Source organism: Paenibacillus sp. Mc5Re-14, assembly GCF_001049835.1.
GTDB lineage: Bacteria > Bacillota > Bacilli > Paenibacillales > Paenibacillaceae > Paenibacillus > Paenibacillus polymyxa_C.
This window is the reverse complement of sequence record NZ_CVPD01000003.1, coordinates 27,190-42,526: the sequence shown is the minus strand read 5'-3', so window position 1 is coordinate 42,526 and position 15,337 is coordinate 27,190. Positions and strand designations below refer to the sequence as shown.

Below are 15,337 nucleotides of genomic sequence, written 5' to 3'. Positions count from 1 at the left end.
CCTTTCCTCCATAGAATCAAGTTTTATTTAGAGTTGTTTAGACGCTTGAAAATATCTTCGTCGTCATGGATGGAAAAATCAATGAAATCAAATTCAATATCATCCACAAACATTTTCGCTTCCATTGAAAGCATTCCATATGGAATAAAATTTCCTATTGGTTCTCTGGAAATTTCATCATTAATGTATTGCTTTAACGTAAGGAATACCTGTCTTCCGTCAGCAATTACGCCACGATTAACAGCAATTTGGATGCCATCAGTTTTGCCAGTATTGATAATTGGTGTAATAAAATTCAACTTATGAAGAACTTCCCATTCGACAAATTGATTAGCATCAGTTCTTGTTTCAAGATTCATATTTACCAGCTCAATAAGCTTGACCTTCTTCTTTTCCATTTTCATTCTCCATTCTGTAAATTGAATTAAGATTCTATTCAGTCACATTATACCGCCCTTTCTGAAAATCTGGTCAAACTTACTGAATGCGTTGCTAAACACGACAGGTGTTTTCGTTTCTTTCCCATCACTTATTAACCTTACGTAAAAATTATTGGTTTCTTTGTCAAATCCCACGAACTCAACATAATTTTCTTCTTCGTCGTGTATTTCATAAGTTTTAACTTCGCCATTTTTCAGCGAACTCAGTGTCTCAAGAATAAAAGCTAACTGATCTTTCATTTGAAGCACCTCCTATAATGTGTAACTTATAGACCACACCTATAGTTATATAGATGTGGTCTAAAATCACACATTAATTTCAAGTTTGTTTGCGACATTGTTCACAAAAACGTCTGCATTAACAATAGGTATGCCTTTCTCTTTAGAAAGACGCATTGTAATCTTTTTCGCATAGGGAATTATCTCGCTATTGTTATTTATTTCATCTATGGCTTTATCAACTATAGACTTTGCTTCGACAACTGACAGATTAAAAAGAGTGCATATACCTGCCATCATTTTAATTGTATCAACTTTTACGTTCATTTTGCTATCTCCATTAATCAAAGTTGTTATTTAGAATCACACTCATTAGCTTGTTCGTATGCTGTTTTTTGTTGTTTCATTTGCTCTATTGACTTCCAATAGAAAGTTATAAGATGATCATCTAAAGTATGATGAAACTTGCCTGTTTGTAAAAGCGGTAATATTGTATTAATATCTTTTCTTTGATCTAATACTAGCATCATCGACAAACCATTTTTAAATTCTTCAACCTCATTCATTACAGCGTCACCCCCTATTATTTGATTGCTTGCAACCTTGCAATAGATTCGAATGCTGTTATATTAATCTTCAAAATCAAAATCATTGTCTATTGCATAATCATCAATAATTTCAAGCGCTTGATCTCCATTGACATGTCTCATTACATGTTCCAATATGTCTGTATCTGAATAACCCATCCCCCGTAATAATCCCAATCTTTGATACGCCAATTCGCTATTTGTTTTTGCCATTTTAAATTCCTCCTTTCATTGCTTCTCATTTAATATTACAGGAATATTGTCGCTAAATCGCTCTAGCTTGTTAGGGTTGTTACAATAGTAATTCATACATTCTGTAAAGCTAGACAAGAACCCTTGATACTCTTTTCTATGATCTCCTTTTAAAATATAAAACCTTTGACCCTGACCAAGTATAAGGGCAGTTGTTTCCCCTCCGTATGCTGATTCATATGGGTTATGGCTAATGTAGAATCCTTTAAATTCATTTGTTATATTAGGCTCCATGGTTAAACGACCATCGTCATGATGAACTAACCCACTATTTTCAAAAATTTCAATCCAGTTTTCTCTTCCATCCACAGTTGTATTGTTTGGAATTTTCAGTAATGCTGACATTTGTTGCATTGTATTTTGGTTAATGTAATCCATTTTTATTAATCTCCTTCTATGAAAAAGAATATAAAGTCAAGGTTTTATTTAGTTAAATGAAATGTTTCAGATTATCAAAAATTTCCTTGCCTTCTCTTGTGAGAGGAAGGTTGTCAACAGTTATCTTCGTAACCGCACGAACTAGGGCTAATTCGTTTTCCTCTCCACTCAACGCACCGCTTTTCTTTGCCTTTTCGATGTTGTTCTGAATTTCAAATAACACAAAATCAATATGTTCCTTCATTTTTTCGTTCATCGCAATCTCTCCTATTCTCAATAAAAGTAAACTTCAATTTAAATCATTGGCAAGCTGGGCATGGACGATCTTCACTAACCCAATCAAACCCACCTTCACCATCAGGCTCTTTGACTCGCACTGTTTCAATTTGCGTTCCGTTGCACACTTTACATTTGTCTTCGTTCATTCGATCACCTCCACTTATAGCTATATGAGCGTAGGACTAAATCCCACACTCACAGAAAATTAAATCCAACTTGACGCATCTTCTTCGCTTTCATCGCTATGTGAACCATATCTTTCACCTGATTCAAGCATTCTTAAACAGGTGATGCATGTTACATTCTCAGGTGTTGCGCTTTCATCGTATGACAAGACAGGCAAACCAAGATTACCATGACACATTGCAACATGATTCCCCTCGTCATCATGTTTTGCTTCGAAACCTCCACCTTTAATTAATCTAGCGTGGATTGGAAGCCTACTATAGTGTTTGCTTGGATTATAGTATTGAATAGTTCCTTTAAAATCTGTTGGCGTTTTAATATGTATCATCCTTTTCTTTTCTACCCTCATATATAGTTATATACAATTGAACTAAAATCACACACTCATTTGATTTTCAATCATTTTTAAAGTCGCTAATTCAGATGATAAATGTTCTGCTTCATATGATAGGTCATCAAGTCTCTTGCTAAACCATCTCAATCTTTCAGCAAGACATACATATCTTTCTGCTTGATCCTCTGGCAATCCAATATTCATATTATTTATTTCAGCAAGTAAGGTTTGCATGTTTTTTTCAACTCTTTTAAGCCTTGACACCTTTTCCTGAATCAATTCTTTTAACGTTTGAATATCCACTTAAACACCGCTTTCCTATGTCTTTATGAGTAAGAAAGCCCATGACCATTATACCATAGTCATGGGCTTGTTTGTCATTTATTGGACTTCATAGAATAGATCATTTTCATCTTCATCAAAACAATGTGCAATCAATTGGTTATTGTTCCGAATGAGAAATGCATTTAGCTCATTTCCATCAATTGTAATGTCTGGACTTTGCACACCAAGTTCGCTAAACCTTCCTGAACTTGTCCAAGCAAGACCAAAAAAGCTATTTGCGTTCATCTGTTCGTCATAAAATTCTGACAAAAATTCATCAAGTAAAGCATATACGCCAGCCTGTTCAATGTGGCTCCATTCGCGCTTGAAGTCCTCTTTTGTTAAGTCCGCTTCGATCAGTGAGAATTTTCCGTTTTGAATTTCCATGTCATATCATCCTTTCATTTTTTTGTTCGTATATAGTTATATGAGTTCACATCAAAAACACACGATAAAAACTAAAAATTAATAACAAGCATCACCATGCGGAGCTGTCACCATAACATGACGTTTTTCACCATACCTATTAATTTGAACTACTTCTACAGAGTTGTCAGCAAAGTTAATACGATCAACTTCTCGCCATTGTGGTAAAATTTCCTTACAGTAATAACAATAGCGTTGATAGCGTAGAAGAAGCCTAGCGACTTTCTTGTGTTCATCGTTTGTCATTACATCTTTATCCGATAAGTCAAAAATCTCCATCCTATTTTCAAACACTGTCACCCTTTCAATTGACCTTTTATGACCAGCACTATAAAATGCGCTTTTCCTATCAAGGTATCGTATGAGTTGAGCAATCGAAGTGTATTGAAAATTGCGCTGCTTAATAATATATTCATCATATGTCATGTGTTCAATAGTGCCATCTTCATATGTAACGCTTCCCATTCTATCAGTGAAACTTGCACTTTTAATGTTCATTATTTTATCACCTCATATATAGTTATATAATAAAAGCTAATAATTACACAGCTTTAAAAATTAATGCTCAATCAGGGGAAAAGGGTGATTAGAGGGAACCCGATTGAACACTAATTTTAAAAGCCATATAGTTAATTCAGCACACAAGCGGAAAAGGGTAATAAGAGGGAAAGCTTGTGTGCTGAATTAACTAGCCAACCGTAGTTGGCTATGCTTTATTATTTTTTCGGCATGATAATACCCGACATTTCACCCTCATGCATTCCAATGCCTTCTGGCGTAAATGTCATAGCTGTAAATATTACTGACACCTTGATTGATCCGCATTTTTTCGGGCATGGACATTCTATGATGTTTAGTTTTGTGTCTAACACAATGTCGAACTTCTTGTGCAGTTGTTCGTGAATGTGTTCTACCGCTTCCAGAACCACCATTTGCATATGAGCCTTTTTTTCGATTAATCCAAATGCCTTATGTAGCATTTCCTCAAAAGAAGCCTTAGCGTTTCTGTTAGTGTTGTTTGTAGATGTTTTCATTTTATATATCCCCATTCAGTTTAGTTTTTTGTTTGATTGTAGTTATACAATTGGGGATGCAATTCCACACATCCCCATTTTTTTCATTCAAACTTGCATTGTTTTACCATTGTATCAATCATTTCATCGCTCACCATGTTTACTGCTTCTTGTAGCTTCTTAGCTGATTTACGATTTACTTCTAGTAGAAGCATTTTTACACCGCTAAACCCCAACATCTTTCTCATGCTATAACCATCATGTTTTTCTACGGTGTATGGTTGAACATGCACATAATAACCTCGTGCATCAACATTGGATGTAAAGTAGTTCATTCCACCTAAGTCATAAACAATTTTAACTTCCACTCTCATTTTGTTCATTTCAAAATCCTTCACGATCTGTTTTTCTGCCATTATCTATCATCCTTTTCCGTTTTATTTTCCCACATATAGTTATACAAAAAGAGCGCGGTTTCCCACGCTCTTTAAAATAAGCTTAAATTCAATTTTCCAAATATGCTGGCTTCACTTCATATTCAATATAACCATACACTTCCATAGGACTCATATTTTTTCTCGGCTTCACATAATCTTCTTCAATAGACCAATCATCAAATTTAAACCACTTGGTCATAACAGCACATTCACATGTTCCATCAACATAATAAACAGCTTTTACTGTTACATGTTTAGTTATTTCAACCCAATCTATTAATTTTATTTTTTTTAATTGCACAGTCATTAGAGACACCATCCTTTATAAGAATATCACACATTAAACCAAATATTTTCCGTTTTCGTGCGGCTTGCGTGTATCCATTCTTTCTTGTCCTAATGTGATACGTCGCTTTGATTCATCAAGTGTTCTGTTTAGACAATTAACGATAGTTTCCAAAGTGGAATCAGGTGGACATTCTACGCCTTTACGCCCTGAACCTGTCTTTCTGTTTGGCTTGTGGACAGTGCTACACGACAAGGAAAGTGCATATTCAAACCTTTTGCTAAATCCCAATGTTTCAAGTTGCATGTATGCGCGGAATCCTTCTGCGTCTTCGACTGTGAAATATGTTTCACCTTCCACGATAATTTTGAATGGTAATGTTTTATCAGCCTTGATTGCTTCCGTGATTTCGTTGAATGATTTAAACATGTGAATTGTCTCCTTTTGTTTTGGTTTCATATATAATTATACAAGTGAATGATAAAATCACACACTAATTTAAAAGATTCCCAAGCGTACCACCTACCATAACAAACACCATAACACCGATCATACCATAATATAAGAGTTGACCTTCTGTATCACCTTGCAGATCAAAATAAACATCAATTTTATTTTTAAACTTCATGTAAAATTCTCCTTAAATGATATGGTGTATTGATATGTCATTCACTAAAAAGCGTCATTCTGTTATTTTTCTTGTTTTCATATTTTAGTGTAAGGCGACCATGATTATCTGTAATTATGAAAGAATCTCTATCTTCTTTATCCGCTATAATACTTTTGACAGGCTCTAAGTCATTTTGCTTAATGGGAAGAGACTTTATACAGTTTTTTGTCATTCCTTCAATAACACCTTTTAAAAACTCTATACGTTCCATTACTTAATACACCACCATATTATTTTATTTATTTTCATTCATTCTATTAGCTCAATATATAGTTATTTGGTTCAAGCACAAAAACACACACCAAAATGAGTTTGATACATGTTTTCAGGCATGAAAAAGGCGCGTAGCTAACGCGCCTATACATGTGTGTTATTAATAATTAACCTTCAACTAATTTTTATATACAAAAAATTGATCCTCATTTAAGCGTTCATCATTAAATACACCTGTCACTATATCGCCAACTTTAAGTCTATTGTCACCTACTACATTATCAGCGGTAAACCATAGTTGCGTACCTTCTGTGAGGTTGACAGACTTCATAAATGTATAACCATCTTGGACAATATGTGTGTCTGTCACTGTATATTCTTCTGTTTCAATTGTAGAAGCAAAAGAAATTAAAGCCTTGAGTAAAAGCATAGTTTTCAACATATATTAAAAACTCCCTTTGATTATATTATGTATGCTAATATAAAGGCGCGAGACGATCCCCACGCCTTTTAAATGATTTATACAATTTCACTGTAGCCCTCATCTAAAAAGTGTCTACGATAGGCATTACATGCGCGTGTGGTGGATTGTGTGCCATAGCTTGCATCAATACTAAATGTTTTGTTCACATCATCCACAGTACAAATTGTGGTGTTATAGTATATAAAGAATCTAGTTCCTTCTTCTTGTTTAGAATACTTCACTTGGTGACTACCAATCTTTTTATCATTGTTAGCTTGTGCGAGTTGTTGTACAGTTTTCATTTTTTTCATTTCCCCTTATGTTATGTATTTTTACCTCATATATAGTTATACGAGTGTGGAATAAAATCCCACACTCGTATAAATTTAATTTTGTATTTTGTTGTTTATCTCTTTGGTTAACTTGAGAATGCGCTTTTTCATTTCCTTTTTAGCATTACCTTCTGTTCCATAGTCTCTGACTAGACTATTCGAATATGATTTTTCAAGCTCATTATACGTTCGCTCGTCAAAGCTGTTATTGTACCAGTCATGTATTATCCTTACAGACTCTTTATCATTTACTTTATAACTGTCGTCCCACACTTGAATGTCACAGATCACGTTTGAATGCTCATCATTAAATGCATATGTTAAAAACTTTTTTAACTTGCTAATATCATTGTCAAAGGTGCTGCTACTCATCTCAAATGTTCCCACTATGCTATTCATTGAACCTACTTTAAAACTGGTTTCCACTTTAATAAATTTACTCATTATCTTATCCCCTTTATACTTATTTCCCTCATATATAGTTATATGTTTTGATCCTAAAATCACACGCTAAATTCATTTTAGCACGACATTTTAAAATCAAAAAAAGAGAATGAGCGTATGCCCATTCTCACCAAATATATTTCCCTGTTATTTCTGTTTCGTCTTCTGTTTGTACATCATCTAAATATTTAACAATCAGATAGCGACCTATGACGCGCTTTTTGAATTGTTCTAACGTTTCACCCTTTAGCGGTTCAAAGTCCATAACCCAAAAGCCACCTGTTTGATCCTTGACTGTATATACATAGAACACTCCATCTATTTCACTATATGAAGCATTTTCGATTTTGATAGTGTCTGTATATTCGATTCTTTCGTTTGTTGTGGTATATGCGTTTGCTGATTCTTGAAGTGTTGCACCTATGAATGATACGACTAGAAGCATTGCAATAATGAACTTTTTAAACATGTTTTTGTTCCTCCTGTTTGCTATTTTTTTTGAGTTGTTCAACCACATTCATTGCAGCATCTAAGCTGTTATAATGTTCAAGATATTCCCCTTGTACTGTCGAATCGTCTTGCAATTTAGCGATAGAAAGTTTATAGGGATTGTCAAACTCTTCATGGCTAGGTTGATATACAATTTCATACGCTTCATTACGGTTGATTTTCCCCACTTTGACTGTATAGTCATCTTTCCAAGTGTGTTTGCCATTCCATGCTTTTTTAACAAGCTCTTTCGCTGATAGTGTCATTTTAATTCCCTCCGTTTTTTGTTTTGTATTAGGACACAATAAACATTTCTGAATTTCGTCTATTTAAAGCAGCTAGTTCTTTTTGGGTCATGATAACCGCGCCGCGAATGTTCAATTTAGGCTTTCTCTTTTGGGCTTCTTTGCGTTGTTGGTATACTCTTTCTAAAGTTTCTTGTAGGCTCATTATTTTCCCCTCCTGTATATTAGTTATATGGATGCGCGAGAGAATCCCACACTTTTTTATACTGCTTTATAAAATTTTTGTTCCATTTTATTAAAAGTTCTATCAGTGCGTTTCCCAAACATTTTGTCAATTTCGTTCTTTTTAAATCCTGCTACACGCAATTGAATTATTTCCATTTCTGCATCTGTGAAAATACCCATTTCAACCGCCATCTGTAAAGCTTCTTCTTCTGTACTGTATGATGCGCCTTCTTCTTGGATATATTGTTTTTTGGCTGTTACTACTTTGGTTTGGTTGCGCAATTCGCGTGTTCTCACTTGGATAACGTTAGATATGCGGTAAAATATTGTTGTCAGTGCATTACCTGTATTATCAAACATAGATTCATTAAATGTTAGGCGATATGCATCAACAATCAGATCATTTAGGATATCGTCCGCATCGAATGCTTGGATATTACCTCTATTACTGGATGCTTGCATATAAGACTGCTTTTGTTCGATGTTCTCAAGGGCTTTAGATGTGTTCAGCTTCTTGTATCCTACGCCCATTTCTAAATACTTATTAATTACTTTCCTTGCATAGTCACGCATGAAGTACGCAACCATAACCGCTTGTAAGTCTTCTATTGATGTAACGTTTGTTAGTGCGTTCATACCATCAATATAGTTGAAGCGTTGCGCGTCCATATGTGCGCCTTCTTGTTTGTTGGCGTTCTCTATGTATCGCAATATGATCCCTTCCACTGTTTCGCGTTGTTCCTTTGTAAACTCATTCATGCTATCAGGTAATCCAGTATATACAATCTTTTCGGCTGGAGCTATTACTTTTTGTTTACGTTTAGCTTGTACTTTCTTTGGCTCATTGGAAGTTTGTTTAGGTTTCTTTGTTTGTTTAGCTTCTTCAACTGTTTCGGGTGTGATACCTGCTGTTACTACCAGCTTCACAAGTGTAGTCATTGATTCGCGTTCGAACAGTTCGTTTATTTCTGTTAGTCTGCAATTAGAAACGATTGCATGAGCTAGTGCCATGCGTGCGGCTCTGTCACCTTCCATTTTAGATGATACCATGTTTACCGCTTTAAAGAATGCGGATTTACTTTTAATGTTTACCATTGTGTTAACCACCTTTTCCTTTTAGTTGTAGTCCCTCAACCACATTCTTATTGTATCATAGGAACCGAAATAAGTACAGTCCATAAAATGGTAAATTGAATGTTTTTCAAATATTTTTTGCTTTGCATTTAAGCGTTAAAAGATAGGTTTGAATAGGATGGATAGGCTTAGGTGATGGAATGTGTTAGGTGGCATTGTGTGAGGTGTGAGAGGTAGTGAGGTTTGGAGTGTTGGGTGTTGGTGTGTGAGGTTTGGAGTGAGATAGTTAGCAGTCAGGTAGAATACTTGCGTTCGCGCGCCCTTGTTAATTAATGAGCGATGCGAAAAAAATTTTTTTAAGATGAAAAGTTTTTCTCTTAGGAAACATTTTTGAAGACAACTAAATAATATTTTTTATTGAAACAATTTAGACAAAGCTCAAACAATTTTAGTCATGACAAAAAGTTTCCTTAAAGAAACATTTCTGCACTAGGTTAAAACTGTTTAGAGTTAGAAATGTTTTTAACGCTCAGAAAAAAATAACGGTCACTTTTCCCATAACATAAATTATGTGAAAAGGATTGACAAGGGTGGGGGCATGGTTTACAGTTGAAAACCAAAAATTACCATTACATAACTGTCGAACACATACTCACGGCAACCAGACCACCTAACCGAGCCGACGAGCGCTAAAATACCCTCTCGTAGCCACGATAAAGCCCTGTCGTAACACCAGTCGAAATATACTAGAATCCCTCCTAGAGCCTTAGAGAGGCTTTCTATCGTCTCTGGTGATCCAATAGGGCAAAACACACCTATCGACACCTGTCATTATCTACAGGAATGCGATAGCGGTCAAAAATAAATCTATTCCACGATGTATAAACCTATCTACTACAGGCAATAATGATAATAGATTGCTAGACAAGAAGCTGCTATGATCTCTTACACTCGTTAGAGCGCAAAGATCGTCATAGAGCAGATGTGGCAGCTCACACGTAGAGGATAGAGGAATACTTGTCGTAATTCGCTACGATCCTCTTGATGGATTCTGGACGCATCATACGATATGCCCATTCAATGCAGCCTACAACATGCTCTTTGACAGCCTTATAATTATAATTCGGATAAATGCTCAAGCAAATCTTTTCAAACTCAGGAATAGAGCGCACAGCTTCACTCATGAGCGTATTTTCCTCAGAGTCATAGTCTTGCATATACTCTGTAGCAAGAGTGCTATAGATCGAATCTCTAGTAGCCTTATAAGCAAAGGCACACATCTCATCAACAGTCATTTCCGCATTCTGATGCGTTTTGTCTTTCCAAATCTGATAGATACGTTTAATGATTCTAGTACCAGTTTCAAGAAGATAGGCACGATCAAGAGAAGCATGTTTAATAGTTTTCCATGCTTGCGTAATCTTCTGCCAGATGAAACGTAGTCTAAAGTTGAAAATACCAGCATATAATGCATTAATCTCCTTTGGAACATATTTGATTATAGGCGTGTTCTCAAAATGAGTCTCAGACACATTAATATGTAAATCTCTTTTTTCAAGGTCTTGAGAAGGTAAAGACAAGGTAGCATCCTCAAAATTGCTTGGAGCGCTTGTCCCACAAGGGATTTCAGCGATTTCAGCTTTCCGATCAGCTTTCTCCTTCGGTTTCCAATCAAGGTTTAAGTAACCAATAATATGTGAAAAATATGGATGTATAGTGAAGAAGTGTACAGCACATCCTAAGCCGTTTTGTTTCTTAGAACATCTGTTCGCTTTGTAGAGTATATCTTGCTCTCTGAGTACTTTCAGAGCTTCATATACAGTAGATCGAGCAACACCATACTTATTAGCGATATGATCTGGACTCGCATAGATAAATCCACGCTCAAGAGATAGGAAACAGATATAATCAATCGCCTGTCTCGTTGAATCTTTCAAATTGAACCACTTATCGCCAAATACACCTTCTATAGTGTCCAGAAGGGAGTATTTAAGGTCTTTATAGCCATTTCTATCTGCATTGGGTATATAAGGCTCCATATGAGCCAGATAGTCAAACTCTAGGGTTGATATCTTACGATTTTTAGCCATATAGTCGTAATTAGGCGTGTTTAAGACACTTCCAAATAGGAAATCAGTCATTTCGGGTGTTTTTGATCTATTTTTAGCCCATTTTGAGTGATTTCAGGCAAAAATCGAGCATTTTTAGTCGATTTAAAAGGTTTTTAAACATTTTAAACACGATTTTTAATGCAAATTAAGAGAGTTTAAAGGTAATTTAAAAGAGTTTAAAAGGTTTTAAACGTTTAAAATGAAAAATTTACCTAAATTCTTTCTCAAAGGTATTGCATTTTTATCACAGTCTGCTATAATTAGAGATAGCTTAATAAGGCTATCGCATAGGTTTTTAAAACAAATTAAACCTTTCGTAGCTTTGTGTGATTTATCGTATTTAATATGGGTTGGACGACCCTTTGCTTTACCTACTTGGATGCTCCTATCGTACTGGTAATACGATGGGAGTATTTTTTTGCCTAATTTTCTCCTTTCCGCATTTTTAACAACTCGGTAATAGTCAATGACTCTGCAATGAATGATCCATAATCTTCGTCTATATTAGGGTAGACATTCACTATACGCACATGGAGTCCATCGAATTTAAATACTAATCCTTCTTCTGCTTTCTTTGGCAGTGATTTTATGGATACAAGGCGGTTCTTTTCTTCTTTTGTAATACCACCTAGATCGTATCGCAAAGTGAATCTGTAATTTTTGTAGTAATCATAAAGAAAGTACTTGCCCTCTATGGCTTCTGATAACTTTTTATATCTTTCCTCTAAATGATAGGACGATAGAACGCAATTTTCCGTGTACCAATCTAGTGCAACGCGCAGACCTAAATAGGACTGAGAAGTATTATCGCTCCAATAGCCGCCTTCATGTGCTTTTATAAGCTTTTCAATCCTATCTCCTATGCCGCTATAAAGAATAAAGGATAACTCATGTGGAACGTGGATTATATCTCCCATGCAACCACCTCGATTTTAAAAGGTTTTAAATGTTTCAAACTGTTTTAAAGGTGCGATCATTGCTAAATAACCACAAGGTCAACATGACACCAGAATAGACGGTGCAATTCTAGTGCCGAAAACATGTAATTTTTAGTCTTTTATATACTTTTAACTGTAGCACATCATCAAAATGGTGTAAATATGCAAGAAAAAATACTTTTTCTTTTAAAATATCTTTAAACATTATAAAAGGTTTTAAATACTTTTAAACTATTTTAAACGTTTAAAAGGTACGGTTTAAAAAATAATCCCTCCACTTAATTAGCGGAGGGGTCTGTTGGTAGTTTTGCATTTGGATTGGCTTGCAAAAAACCACCACCAGAAGGTCGCTTTGGAGCAATTCGTTTCGCAGGTTGTCTTTGTTGTTTTGGAGTATTATCCACCTTTATCTCAACTGATGGACTACTCAAACTCTTTCTAGTCGCTGCTACTACAGACGCAGGATTGATCTTCGGAGTAGTAGGCATCGCTGAAACTTCCTTGTGATCAGGTGTGGATTCTACAACCTCATTTTGTGTCTGAATATCGCGAGTACGATGGAAAGAAATTGGAAAGTGAGAACTAGAGTTGGGAGACTGTATAGGCTGACCAGAGAAGTATATGGTCAACAAATGTTTAACTAATCCACTAAAAGAACTATGATCGAGAATGGATTGTTTCAATAACCCCATCTGCAACGAGTCATCCTTGTTAAAGGAGACTCCTTGCGTGATGTATTGACCTTTGGTGTCTTCGATCAGATCGAGAAGGTACTCATCAATATTAGATTGGTTAAGGGTAATGTTTCTCCATTTCTCTCTTCTACTATTCTTCTTCGACATATTCTTCATCACTTCCATACACATCTGATGTTAATGCATACTCCATCAAACCGCGAACCTGAATAGTAAGTGGGTCTTCTGCGACATCCATATTAGGAAAACGCACTTTCATCTCTTCTGCAATCTCTGGCACTAATGCACCGCCGCCGAAGATCGTCATTGGGTCGTTATCATCAAAGAAAGGACTGAGTTCATTGTAAATGTTCTCGATATATTCCTTAACGTATTCTTTTAATTCATCCTGTTCTTTATCTAAGACACTTCTAATGTCCAATCCTTCTTTTTCGATAGTGTCGCATTCATCCCAAATAGGGTAGAAGAATCCAGTATCTTGATCTCCAAATGTGGTTCCGAATCCAACAGTTCTGCTACCTAAATCAACCCATCTGTGTTTTCCCCAAGGTTTAATAGCATAACTAGCAATAATGGCTTCTGGAGCTACATAGCACTCTTCGATTTTGAATTTATAAATAGAGCCATTAATATTAATCTCATGATCGCCTATCAGTCTACCAATGATCAAACTCATTTCTTCTTCACTATAGCGAGAGTATGGAGTAGTGGTGATGAGATAGTTAATATCATATCCATAAAGAGCAGTTCCCATTAGAATAGACAAAACGAAGTAGTCAGTGGATTTAGTTGGAGTGAAACTGGATAAATGTCTTCTTGTACTATTCAGTAACAATCCGAAAAAGTAGGTTTTGTTATTCCAAGACACTCTGTATGTACCATCAGGATATTTCGCAGTGCCAAAAGGGTCATAACTGCTACCAAATCCCTTTTTGCTTGACATAATGACAGGTTTGTCCATGTCTTGTGTAAGAATCTTAGTGTTAAACCCTCCATTATCAACTGCAATGATTCCAATTGAAGGTTCTGCTTCCTCCACGATAATGTTTACTGGTTCGACAGGTTGTTTTGGCTCGCTCTTTTTTCTAACTGCTTGTTGTGCCATGCATGTTCATCCTTTCTTGTATTCAGCTTTGTATGATTAATCTATCTGTTTAGCATGTTACCACAGTAACCATTGCTTGGCAATACCTTTTAAACATTTAAAACAGTTCAAAGTTCGACAGAAGCTGCAAATGTTTTAAATGTATTAAAGCTTTGAAACGGTTAAAAATATTTCAAATCTTTAAAATGACTTAAAGGTTTTAAAGGTTTAAAATGACTTAAAGGTTTTAAATAAGAGAAAAATATGTTACTTTTAGGATTGACTATAAGTGCTGAATAAAGTACTATTTATATTTACTAAGAATGGGGGAGTGGCATGGACAAAGTTGCTTTGGAATCATGGCTCAATGTTGGTGAATGCGTTAATGTCCAGATGCCGAATGAAATATTCGAAGACTTGGCTAAAGCGGATTTCAAAAGTTTTAACCACAAGTGCTTTGCATATGCTTACTATTATCTGACTTGCTATATTTACAGAAACACTCTGTATGGGGATGGTAAGACAGAGCAGTACAGCCAACAAAATATAATAAAGGTTTTTACAACGAATAAATCATCTGTGTCTTACATCACAAAATCCGATGGGATATTGGATGAAATGAACTACACAAAGACAACGACTGATTATCCAGTAGCTTATTATATGCATGATGGCATTTTGGAGTTTGGTCTTATAAAGGAATTGAGAAAGAAGATACCTGACCTAGAAATCAATCATAGTCCACGATTTTGCGTCAAGGAACCAATCAAAGGAATGGCGAGATTTGATGGGGAAGACTATACAGGGACATTCTATTCGTTTCAGAATACACATAAGATTGATGTGAATCAGTTCATTACCATTGTGAACGATGGGAAGCTTGGACATGTTGGATTATATTTGTTTGGATACATTAGTATGATGTGCGATAAGTTCTCAAAATACAGAATCACAAACGAGGAACTTGCCAAAATGGTAGGTTGCAGTGAAAGAACCATCCAATCATATATGATAAGACTTGAACAATTAGCTTTAATTCAAAGTACAAAGGTGACATTGAACAACAAGACTCAAAAATTATATTCAGTGTGATTTGAGAAACCATGAAGTTGGGTATGTGTTAACAGGCTACCAGACAAACGGAATTTGGTGTGTACGCTCTCGGAGGACGCAAGTGTAGTCATTGGAGGGGT

The 15,337-nt window shown here is 35.5% G+C and carries 30 protein-coding genes; 1 reads left to right on the top strand and 29 read right to left on the bottom strand.

Going from position 1 to position 15,337, the window contains the following annotated elements; translation table 11 throughout:
- Window positions 1–23 precede the first annotated feature (23 nt).
- From BN1546_RS26230 to BN1546_RS26110, 29 genes are all read right to left on the bottom strand, one after another.
- Window positions 24–398, bottom strand: coding sequence for a hypothetical protein (locus BN1546_RS26230; RefSeq protein WP_090739331.1), 375 nt, complete (start codon window positions 396–398; stop codon window positions 24–26).
- A gap of 42 nt (window positions 399–440) precedes the next feature.
- A complete protein-coding gene (locus tag BN1546_RS26225) occupies window positions 441–680 on the bottom strand; it encodes a hypothetical protein (RefSeq protein ID WP_090739330.1) in 240 nt (79 codons plus the stop codon).
- A 66-nt stretch (window positions 681–746) separates the two neighbouring features.
- Window positions 747–986 (bottom strand): hypothetical protein, encoded by a 240-nt coding sequence (locus tag BN1546_RS26220; protein WP_090739329.1) that lies wholly within the window; start codon window positions 984–986, stop codon window positions 747–749.
- Window positions 987–1,012: 26 nt separating this feature from the next.
- On the bottom strand, window positions 1,013–1,225 hold the full coding sequence (locus BN1546_RS26215) for a hypothetical protein (protein ID WP_090739328.1): 213 nt from the start codon (window positions 1,223–1,225) through the stop codon (window positions 1,013–1,015).
- A gap of 63 nt (window positions 1,226–1,288) precedes the next feature.
- Entirely contained in the window at window positions 1,289–1,459 is a 171-nt protein-coding gene (locus BN1546_RS27515; RefSeq protein ID WP_176702381.1) for a hypothetical protein, read from the bottom strand.
- Between the two features lie 15 nt (window positions 1,460–1,474).
- On the bottom strand, window positions 1,475–1,876 hold the full coding sequence (locus tag BN1546_RS26210) for a hypothetical protein (protein WP_090739327.1): 402 nt from the start codon (window positions 1,874–1,876) through the stop codon (window positions 1,475–1,477).
- A gap of 52 nt (window positions 1,877–1,928) precedes the next feature.
- On the bottom strand, window positions 1,929–2,132 hold the full coding sequence (locus BN1546_RS26205) for a hypothetical protein (RefSeq protein WP_090739326.1): 204 nt from the start codon (window positions 2,130–2,132) through the stop codon (window positions 1,929–1,931).
- A 43-nt stretch (window positions 2,133–2,175) separates the two neighbouring features.
- Complete coding sequence (locus BN1546_RS28360; protein ID WP_255305643.1) at window positions 2,176–2,301, bottom strand: hypothetical protein; 126 nt, start codon at window positions 2,299–2,301, stop codon at window positions 2,176–2,178.
- A 59-nt stretch (window positions 2,302–2,360) separates the two neighbouring features.
- Window positions 2,361–2,669: a hypothetical protein gene (locus BN1546_RS26200; protein WP_090739325.1), complete on the bottom strand. Its 309-nt coding sequence runs from the start codon at window positions 2,667–2,669 to the stop codon at window positions 2,361–2,363.
- A gap of 48 nt (window positions 2,670–2,717) precedes the next feature.
- Entirely contained in the window at window positions 2,718–2,978 is a 261-nt protein-coding gene (locus BN1546_RS26195; protein WP_090739324.1) for a hypothetical protein, read from the bottom strand.
- 78 nt (window positions 2,979–3,056) lie between these two features.
- Entirely contained in the window at window positions 3,057–3,386 is a 330-nt protein-coding gene (locus BN1546_RS26190) for a hypothetical protein (RefSeq protein ID WP_090739323.1), read from the bottom strand.
- A 78-nt stretch (window positions 3,387–3,464) separates the two neighbouring features.
- Window positions 3,465–3,923, bottom strand: a complete 459-nt coding sequence (locus BN1546_RS26185) for a hypothetical protein (RefSeq protein WP_090739322.1) — start codon at window positions 3,921–3,923, stop codon at window positions 3,465–3,467.
- A gap of 218 nt (window positions 3,924–4,141) precedes the next feature.
- On the bottom strand, window positions 4,142–4,459 hold the full coding sequence (locus BN1546_RS26180; RefSeq protein ID WP_090739321.1) for a hypothetical protein: 318 nt from the start codon (window positions 4,457–4,459) through the stop codon (window positions 4,142–4,144).
- Between the two features lie 83 nt (window positions 4,460–4,542).
- On the bottom strand, window positions 4,543–4,854 hold the full coding sequence (locus tag BN1546_RS26175) for a hypothetical protein (RefSeq protein WP_090739320.1): 312 nt from the start codon (window positions 4,852–4,854) through the stop codon (window positions 4,543–4,545).
- An 88-nt stretch (window positions 4,855–4,942) separates the two neighbouring features.
- Window positions 4,943–5,182: a hypothetical protein gene (locus tag BN1546_RS26170; protein WP_090739319.1), complete on the bottom strand. Its 240-nt coding sequence runs from the start codon at window positions 5,180–5,182 to the stop codon at window positions 4,943–4,945.
- A gap of 33 nt (window positions 5,183–5,215) precedes the next feature.
- Entirely contained in the window at window positions 5,216–5,590 is a 375-nt protein-coding gene (locus tag BN1546_RS26165; protein ID WP_090739318.1) for a hypothetical protein, read from the bottom strand.
- A gap of 64 nt (window positions 5,591–5,654) precedes the next feature.
- Window positions 5,655–5,789, bottom strand: a complete 135-nt coding sequence (locus BN1546_RS28355; protein WP_255305642.1) for a hypothetical protein — start codon at window positions 5,787–5,789, stop codon at window positions 5,655–5,657.
- A 37-nt stretch (window positions 5,790–5,826) separates the two neighbouring features.
- A complete protein-coding gene (locus BN1546_RS26160; RefSeq protein WP_090739317.1) occupies window positions 5,827–6,042 on the bottom strand; it encodes a hypothetical protein in 216 nt (71 codons plus the stop codon).
- 180 nt (window positions 6,043–6,222) lie between these two features.
- Window positions 6,223–6,486 carry a hypothetical protein gene (locus BN1546_RS26155; RefSeq protein ID WP_090739316.1) on the bottom strand — a complete coding sequence of 88 codons (264 nt, stop codon included), beginning with the start codon at window positions 6,484–6,486 and terminating at the stop codon, window positions 6,223–6,225.
- Window positions 6,487–6,563: 77 nt separating this feature from the next.
- The gene (locus BN1546_RS26150; protein ID WP_090739315.1) at window positions 6,564–6,809 is read right to left on the bottom strand and encodes a hypothetical protein; all 246 of its coding nucleotides are present in this window, start codon (window positions 6,807–6,809) and stop codon (window positions 6,564–6,566) included.
- 84 nt (window positions 6,810–6,893) lie between these two features.
- The gene (locus BN1546_RS26145) at window positions 6,894–7,283 is read right to left on the bottom strand and encodes a hypothetical protein (RefSeq protein WP_090739314.1); all 390 of its coding nucleotides are present in this window, start codon (window positions 7,281–7,283) and stop codon (window positions 6,894–6,896) included.
- 127 nt (window positions 7,284–7,410) lie between these two features.
- Window positions 7,411–7,752: a hypothetical protein gene (locus tag BN1546_RS26140; RefSeq protein ID WP_090739313.1), complete on the bottom strand. Its 342-nt coding sequence runs from the start codon at window positions 7,750–7,752 to the stop codon at window positions 7,411–7,413.
- On the bottom strand, window positions 7,745–8,038 hold the full coding sequence (locus BN1546_RS26135) for a hypothetical protein (protein WP_090739312.1): 294 nt from the start codon (window positions 8,036–8,038) through the stop codon (window positions 7,745–7,747). Before BN1546_RS26135 ends, BN1546_RS26140 begins: the two co-directional genes overlap by 8 nt.
- A 28-nt stretch (window positions 8,039–8,066) precedes the next feature.
- Window positions 8,067–8,222 (bottom strand): hypothetical protein, encoded by a 156-nt coding sequence (locus BN1546_RS27510; protein ID WP_176702380.1) that lies wholly within the window; start codon window positions 8,220–8,222, stop codon window positions 8,067–8,069.
- Between the two features lie 56 nt (window positions 8,223–8,278).
- Window positions 8,279–9,337: a hypothetical protein gene (locus BN1546_RS26130; protein ID WP_255305641.1), complete on the bottom strand. Its 1,059-nt coding sequence runs from the start codon at window positions 9,335–9,337 to the stop codon at window positions 8,279–8,281.
- 971 nt (window positions 9,338–10,308) lie between these two features.
- Complete coding sequence (locus BN1546_RS28350; protein ID WP_255305640.1) at window positions 10,309–11,457, bottom strand: hypothetical protein; 1,149 nt, start codon at window positions 11,455–11,457, stop codon at window positions 10,309–10,311.
- Between the two features lie 392 nt (window positions 11,458–11,849).
- Entirely contained in the window at window positions 11,850–12,344 is a 495-nt protein-coding gene (locus BN1546_RS26120; RefSeq protein ID WP_255305639.1) for a hypothetical protein, read from the bottom strand.
- Window positions 12,345–12,643: 299 nt separating this feature from the next.
- Window positions 12,644–13,207, bottom strand: coding sequence for a hypothetical protein (locus tag BN1546_RS26115; RefSeq protein WP_090739311.1), 564 nt, complete (start codon window positions 13,205–13,207; stop codon window positions 12,644–12,646).
- Window positions 13,191–14,165: a ParM/StbA family protein gene (locus BN1546_RS26110; protein ID WP_090739310.1), complete on the bottom strand. Its 975-nt coding sequence runs from the start codon at window positions 14,163–14,165 to the stop codon at window positions 13,191–13,193. Before BN1546_RS26110 ends, BN1546_RS26115 begins: the two co-directional genes overlap by 17 nt.
- Before the next feature lie 315 nt (window positions 14,166–14,480).
- On the opposite strand from BN1546_RS26110, the gene BN1546_RS28345 reads away from it, so the two are divergent.
- Window positions 14,481–15,236 carry a hypothetical protein gene (locus BN1546_RS28345; RefSeq protein ID WP_255305638.1) on the top strand — a complete coding sequence of 252 codons (756 nt, stop codon included), beginning with the start codon at window positions 14,481–14,483 and terminating at the stop codon, window positions 15,234–15,236.
- The last annotated feature ends 101 nt before the right edge of the window (window positions 15,237–15,337 follow it).

Bases quoted from the DNA above. Each gene is read 5' to 3' on its own strand.
- BN1546_RS26205 (WP_090739326.1), bottom strand. From the start codon at position 2,132: ATGAACGAAAAAATGAAGGAACATATTGATTTTGTGTTATTTGAAATT.
- BN1546_RS26110 (WP_090739310.1), bottom strand. From the start codon at position 14,165: ATGGCACAACAAGCAGTTAGAAAAAAGAGCGAGCCAAAACAACCTGTC.
- BN1546_RS26130 (WP_255305641.1), bottom strand. From the start codon at position 9,337: ATGGTAAACATTAAAAGTAAATCCGCATTCTTTAAAGCGGTAAACATG.
- BN1546_RS26115 (WP_090739311.1), bottom strand. From the start codon at position 13,207: ATGTCGAAGAAGAATAGTAGAAGAGAGAAATGGAGAAACATTACCCTT.
- BN1546_RS26185 (WP_090739322.1), bottom strand. From the start codon at position 3,923: ATGAACATTAAAAGTGCAAGTTTCACTGATAGAATGGGAAGCGTTACA.
- BN1546_RS26165 (WP_090739318.1), bottom strand. From the start codon at position 5,590: ATGTTTAAATCATTCAACGAAATCACGGAAGCAATCAAGGCTGATAAA.
- BN1546_RS28360 (WP_255305643.1), bottom strand. From the start codon at position 2,301: ATGAACGAAGACAAATGTAAAGTGTGCAACGGAACGCAAATTGAAACA.
- BN1546_RS26155 (WP_090739316.1), bottom strand. From the start codon at position 6,486: ATGTTGAAAACTATGCTTTTACTCAAGGCTTTAATTTCTTTTGCTTCT.
- BN1546_RS26120 (WP_255305639.1), bottom strand. From the start codon at position 12,344: ATGGGAGATATAATCCACGTTCCACATGAGTTATCCTTTATTCTTTAT.
- BN1546_RS26175 (WP_090739320.1), bottom strand. From the start codon at position 4,854: ATGGCAGAAAAACAGATCGTGAAGGATTTTGAAATGAACAAAATGAGA.
- BN1546_RS26225 (WP_090739330.1), bottom strand. From the start codon at position 680: ATGAAAGATCAGTTAGCTTTTATTCTTGAGACACTGAGTTCGCTGAAA.
- BN1546_RS26215 (WP_090739328.1), bottom strand. From the start codon at position 1,225: ATGAATGAGGTTGAAGAATTTAAAAATGGTTTGTCGATGATGCTAGTA.
- BN1546_RS28345 (WP_255305638.1), top strand. From the start codon at position 14,481: ATGGACAAAGTTGCTTTGGAATCATGGCTCAATGTTGGTGAATGCGTT.
- BN1546_RS26210 (WP_090739327.1), bottom strand. From the start codon at position 1,876: ATGGATTACATTAACCAAAATACAATGCAACAAATGTCAGCATTACTG.
- BN1546_RS27510 (WP_176702380.1), bottom strand. From the start codon at position 8,222: ATGAGCCTACAAGAAACTTTAGAAAGAGTATACCAACAACGCAAAGAA.
- BN1546_RS26200 (WP_090739325.1), bottom strand. From the start codon at position 2,669: ATGATACATATTAAAACGCCAACAGATTTTAAAGGAACTATTCAATAC.
- BN1546_RS26150 (WP_090739315.1), bottom strand. From the start codon at position 6,809: ATGAAAACTGTACAACAACTCGCACAAGCTAACAATGATAAAAAGATT.
- BN1546_RS26230 (WP_090739331.1), bottom strand. From the start codon at position 398: ATGGAAAAGAAGAAGGTCAAGCTTATTGAGCTGGTAAATATGAATCTT.
- BN1546_RS27515 (WP_176702381.1), bottom strand. From the start codon at position 1,459: ATGGCAAAAACAAATAGCGAATTGGCGTATCAAAGATTGGGATTATTA.
- BN1546_RS26190 (WP_090739323.1), bottom strand. From the start codon at position 3,386: ATGGAAATTCAAAACGGAAAATTCTCACTGATCGAAGCGGACTTAACA.
- BN1546_RS26145 (WP_090739314.1), bottom strand. From the start codon at position 7,283: ATGAGTAAATTTATTAAAGTGGAAACCAGTTTTAAAGTAGGTTCAATG.
- BN1546_RS28355 (WP_255305642.1), bottom strand. From the start codon at position 5,789: ATGAAGTTTAAAAATAAAATTGATGTTTATTTTGATCTGCAAGGTGAT.
- BN1546_RS26140 (WP_090739313.1), bottom strand. From the start codon at position 7,752: ATGTTTAAAAAGTTCATTATTGCAATGCTTCTAGTCGTATCATTCATA.
- BN1546_RS26220 (WP_090739329.1), bottom strand. From the start codon at position 986: ATGAACGTAAAAGTTGATACAATTAAAATGATGGCAGGTATATGCACT.
- BN1546_RS28350 (WP_255305640.1), bottom strand. From the start codon at position 11,457: ATGACTGATTTCCTATTTGGAAGTGTCTTAAACACGCCTAATTACGAC.
- BN1546_RS26135 (WP_090739312.1), bottom strand. From the start codon at position 8,038: ATGACACTATCAGCGAAAGAGCTTGTTAAAAAAGCATGGAATGGCAAA.
- BN1546_RS26170 (WP_090739319.1), bottom strand. From the start codon at position 5,182: ATGACTGTGCAATTAAAAAAAATAAAATTAATAGATTGGGTTGAAATA.
- BN1546_RS26160 (WP_090739317.1), bottom strand. From the start codon at position 6,042: ATGGAACGTATAGAGTTTTTAAAAGGTGTTATTGAAGGAATGACAAAA.
- BN1546_RS26180 (WP_090739321.1), bottom strand. From the start codon at position 4,459: ATGAAAACATCTACAAACAACACTAACAGAAACGCTAAGGCTTCTTTT.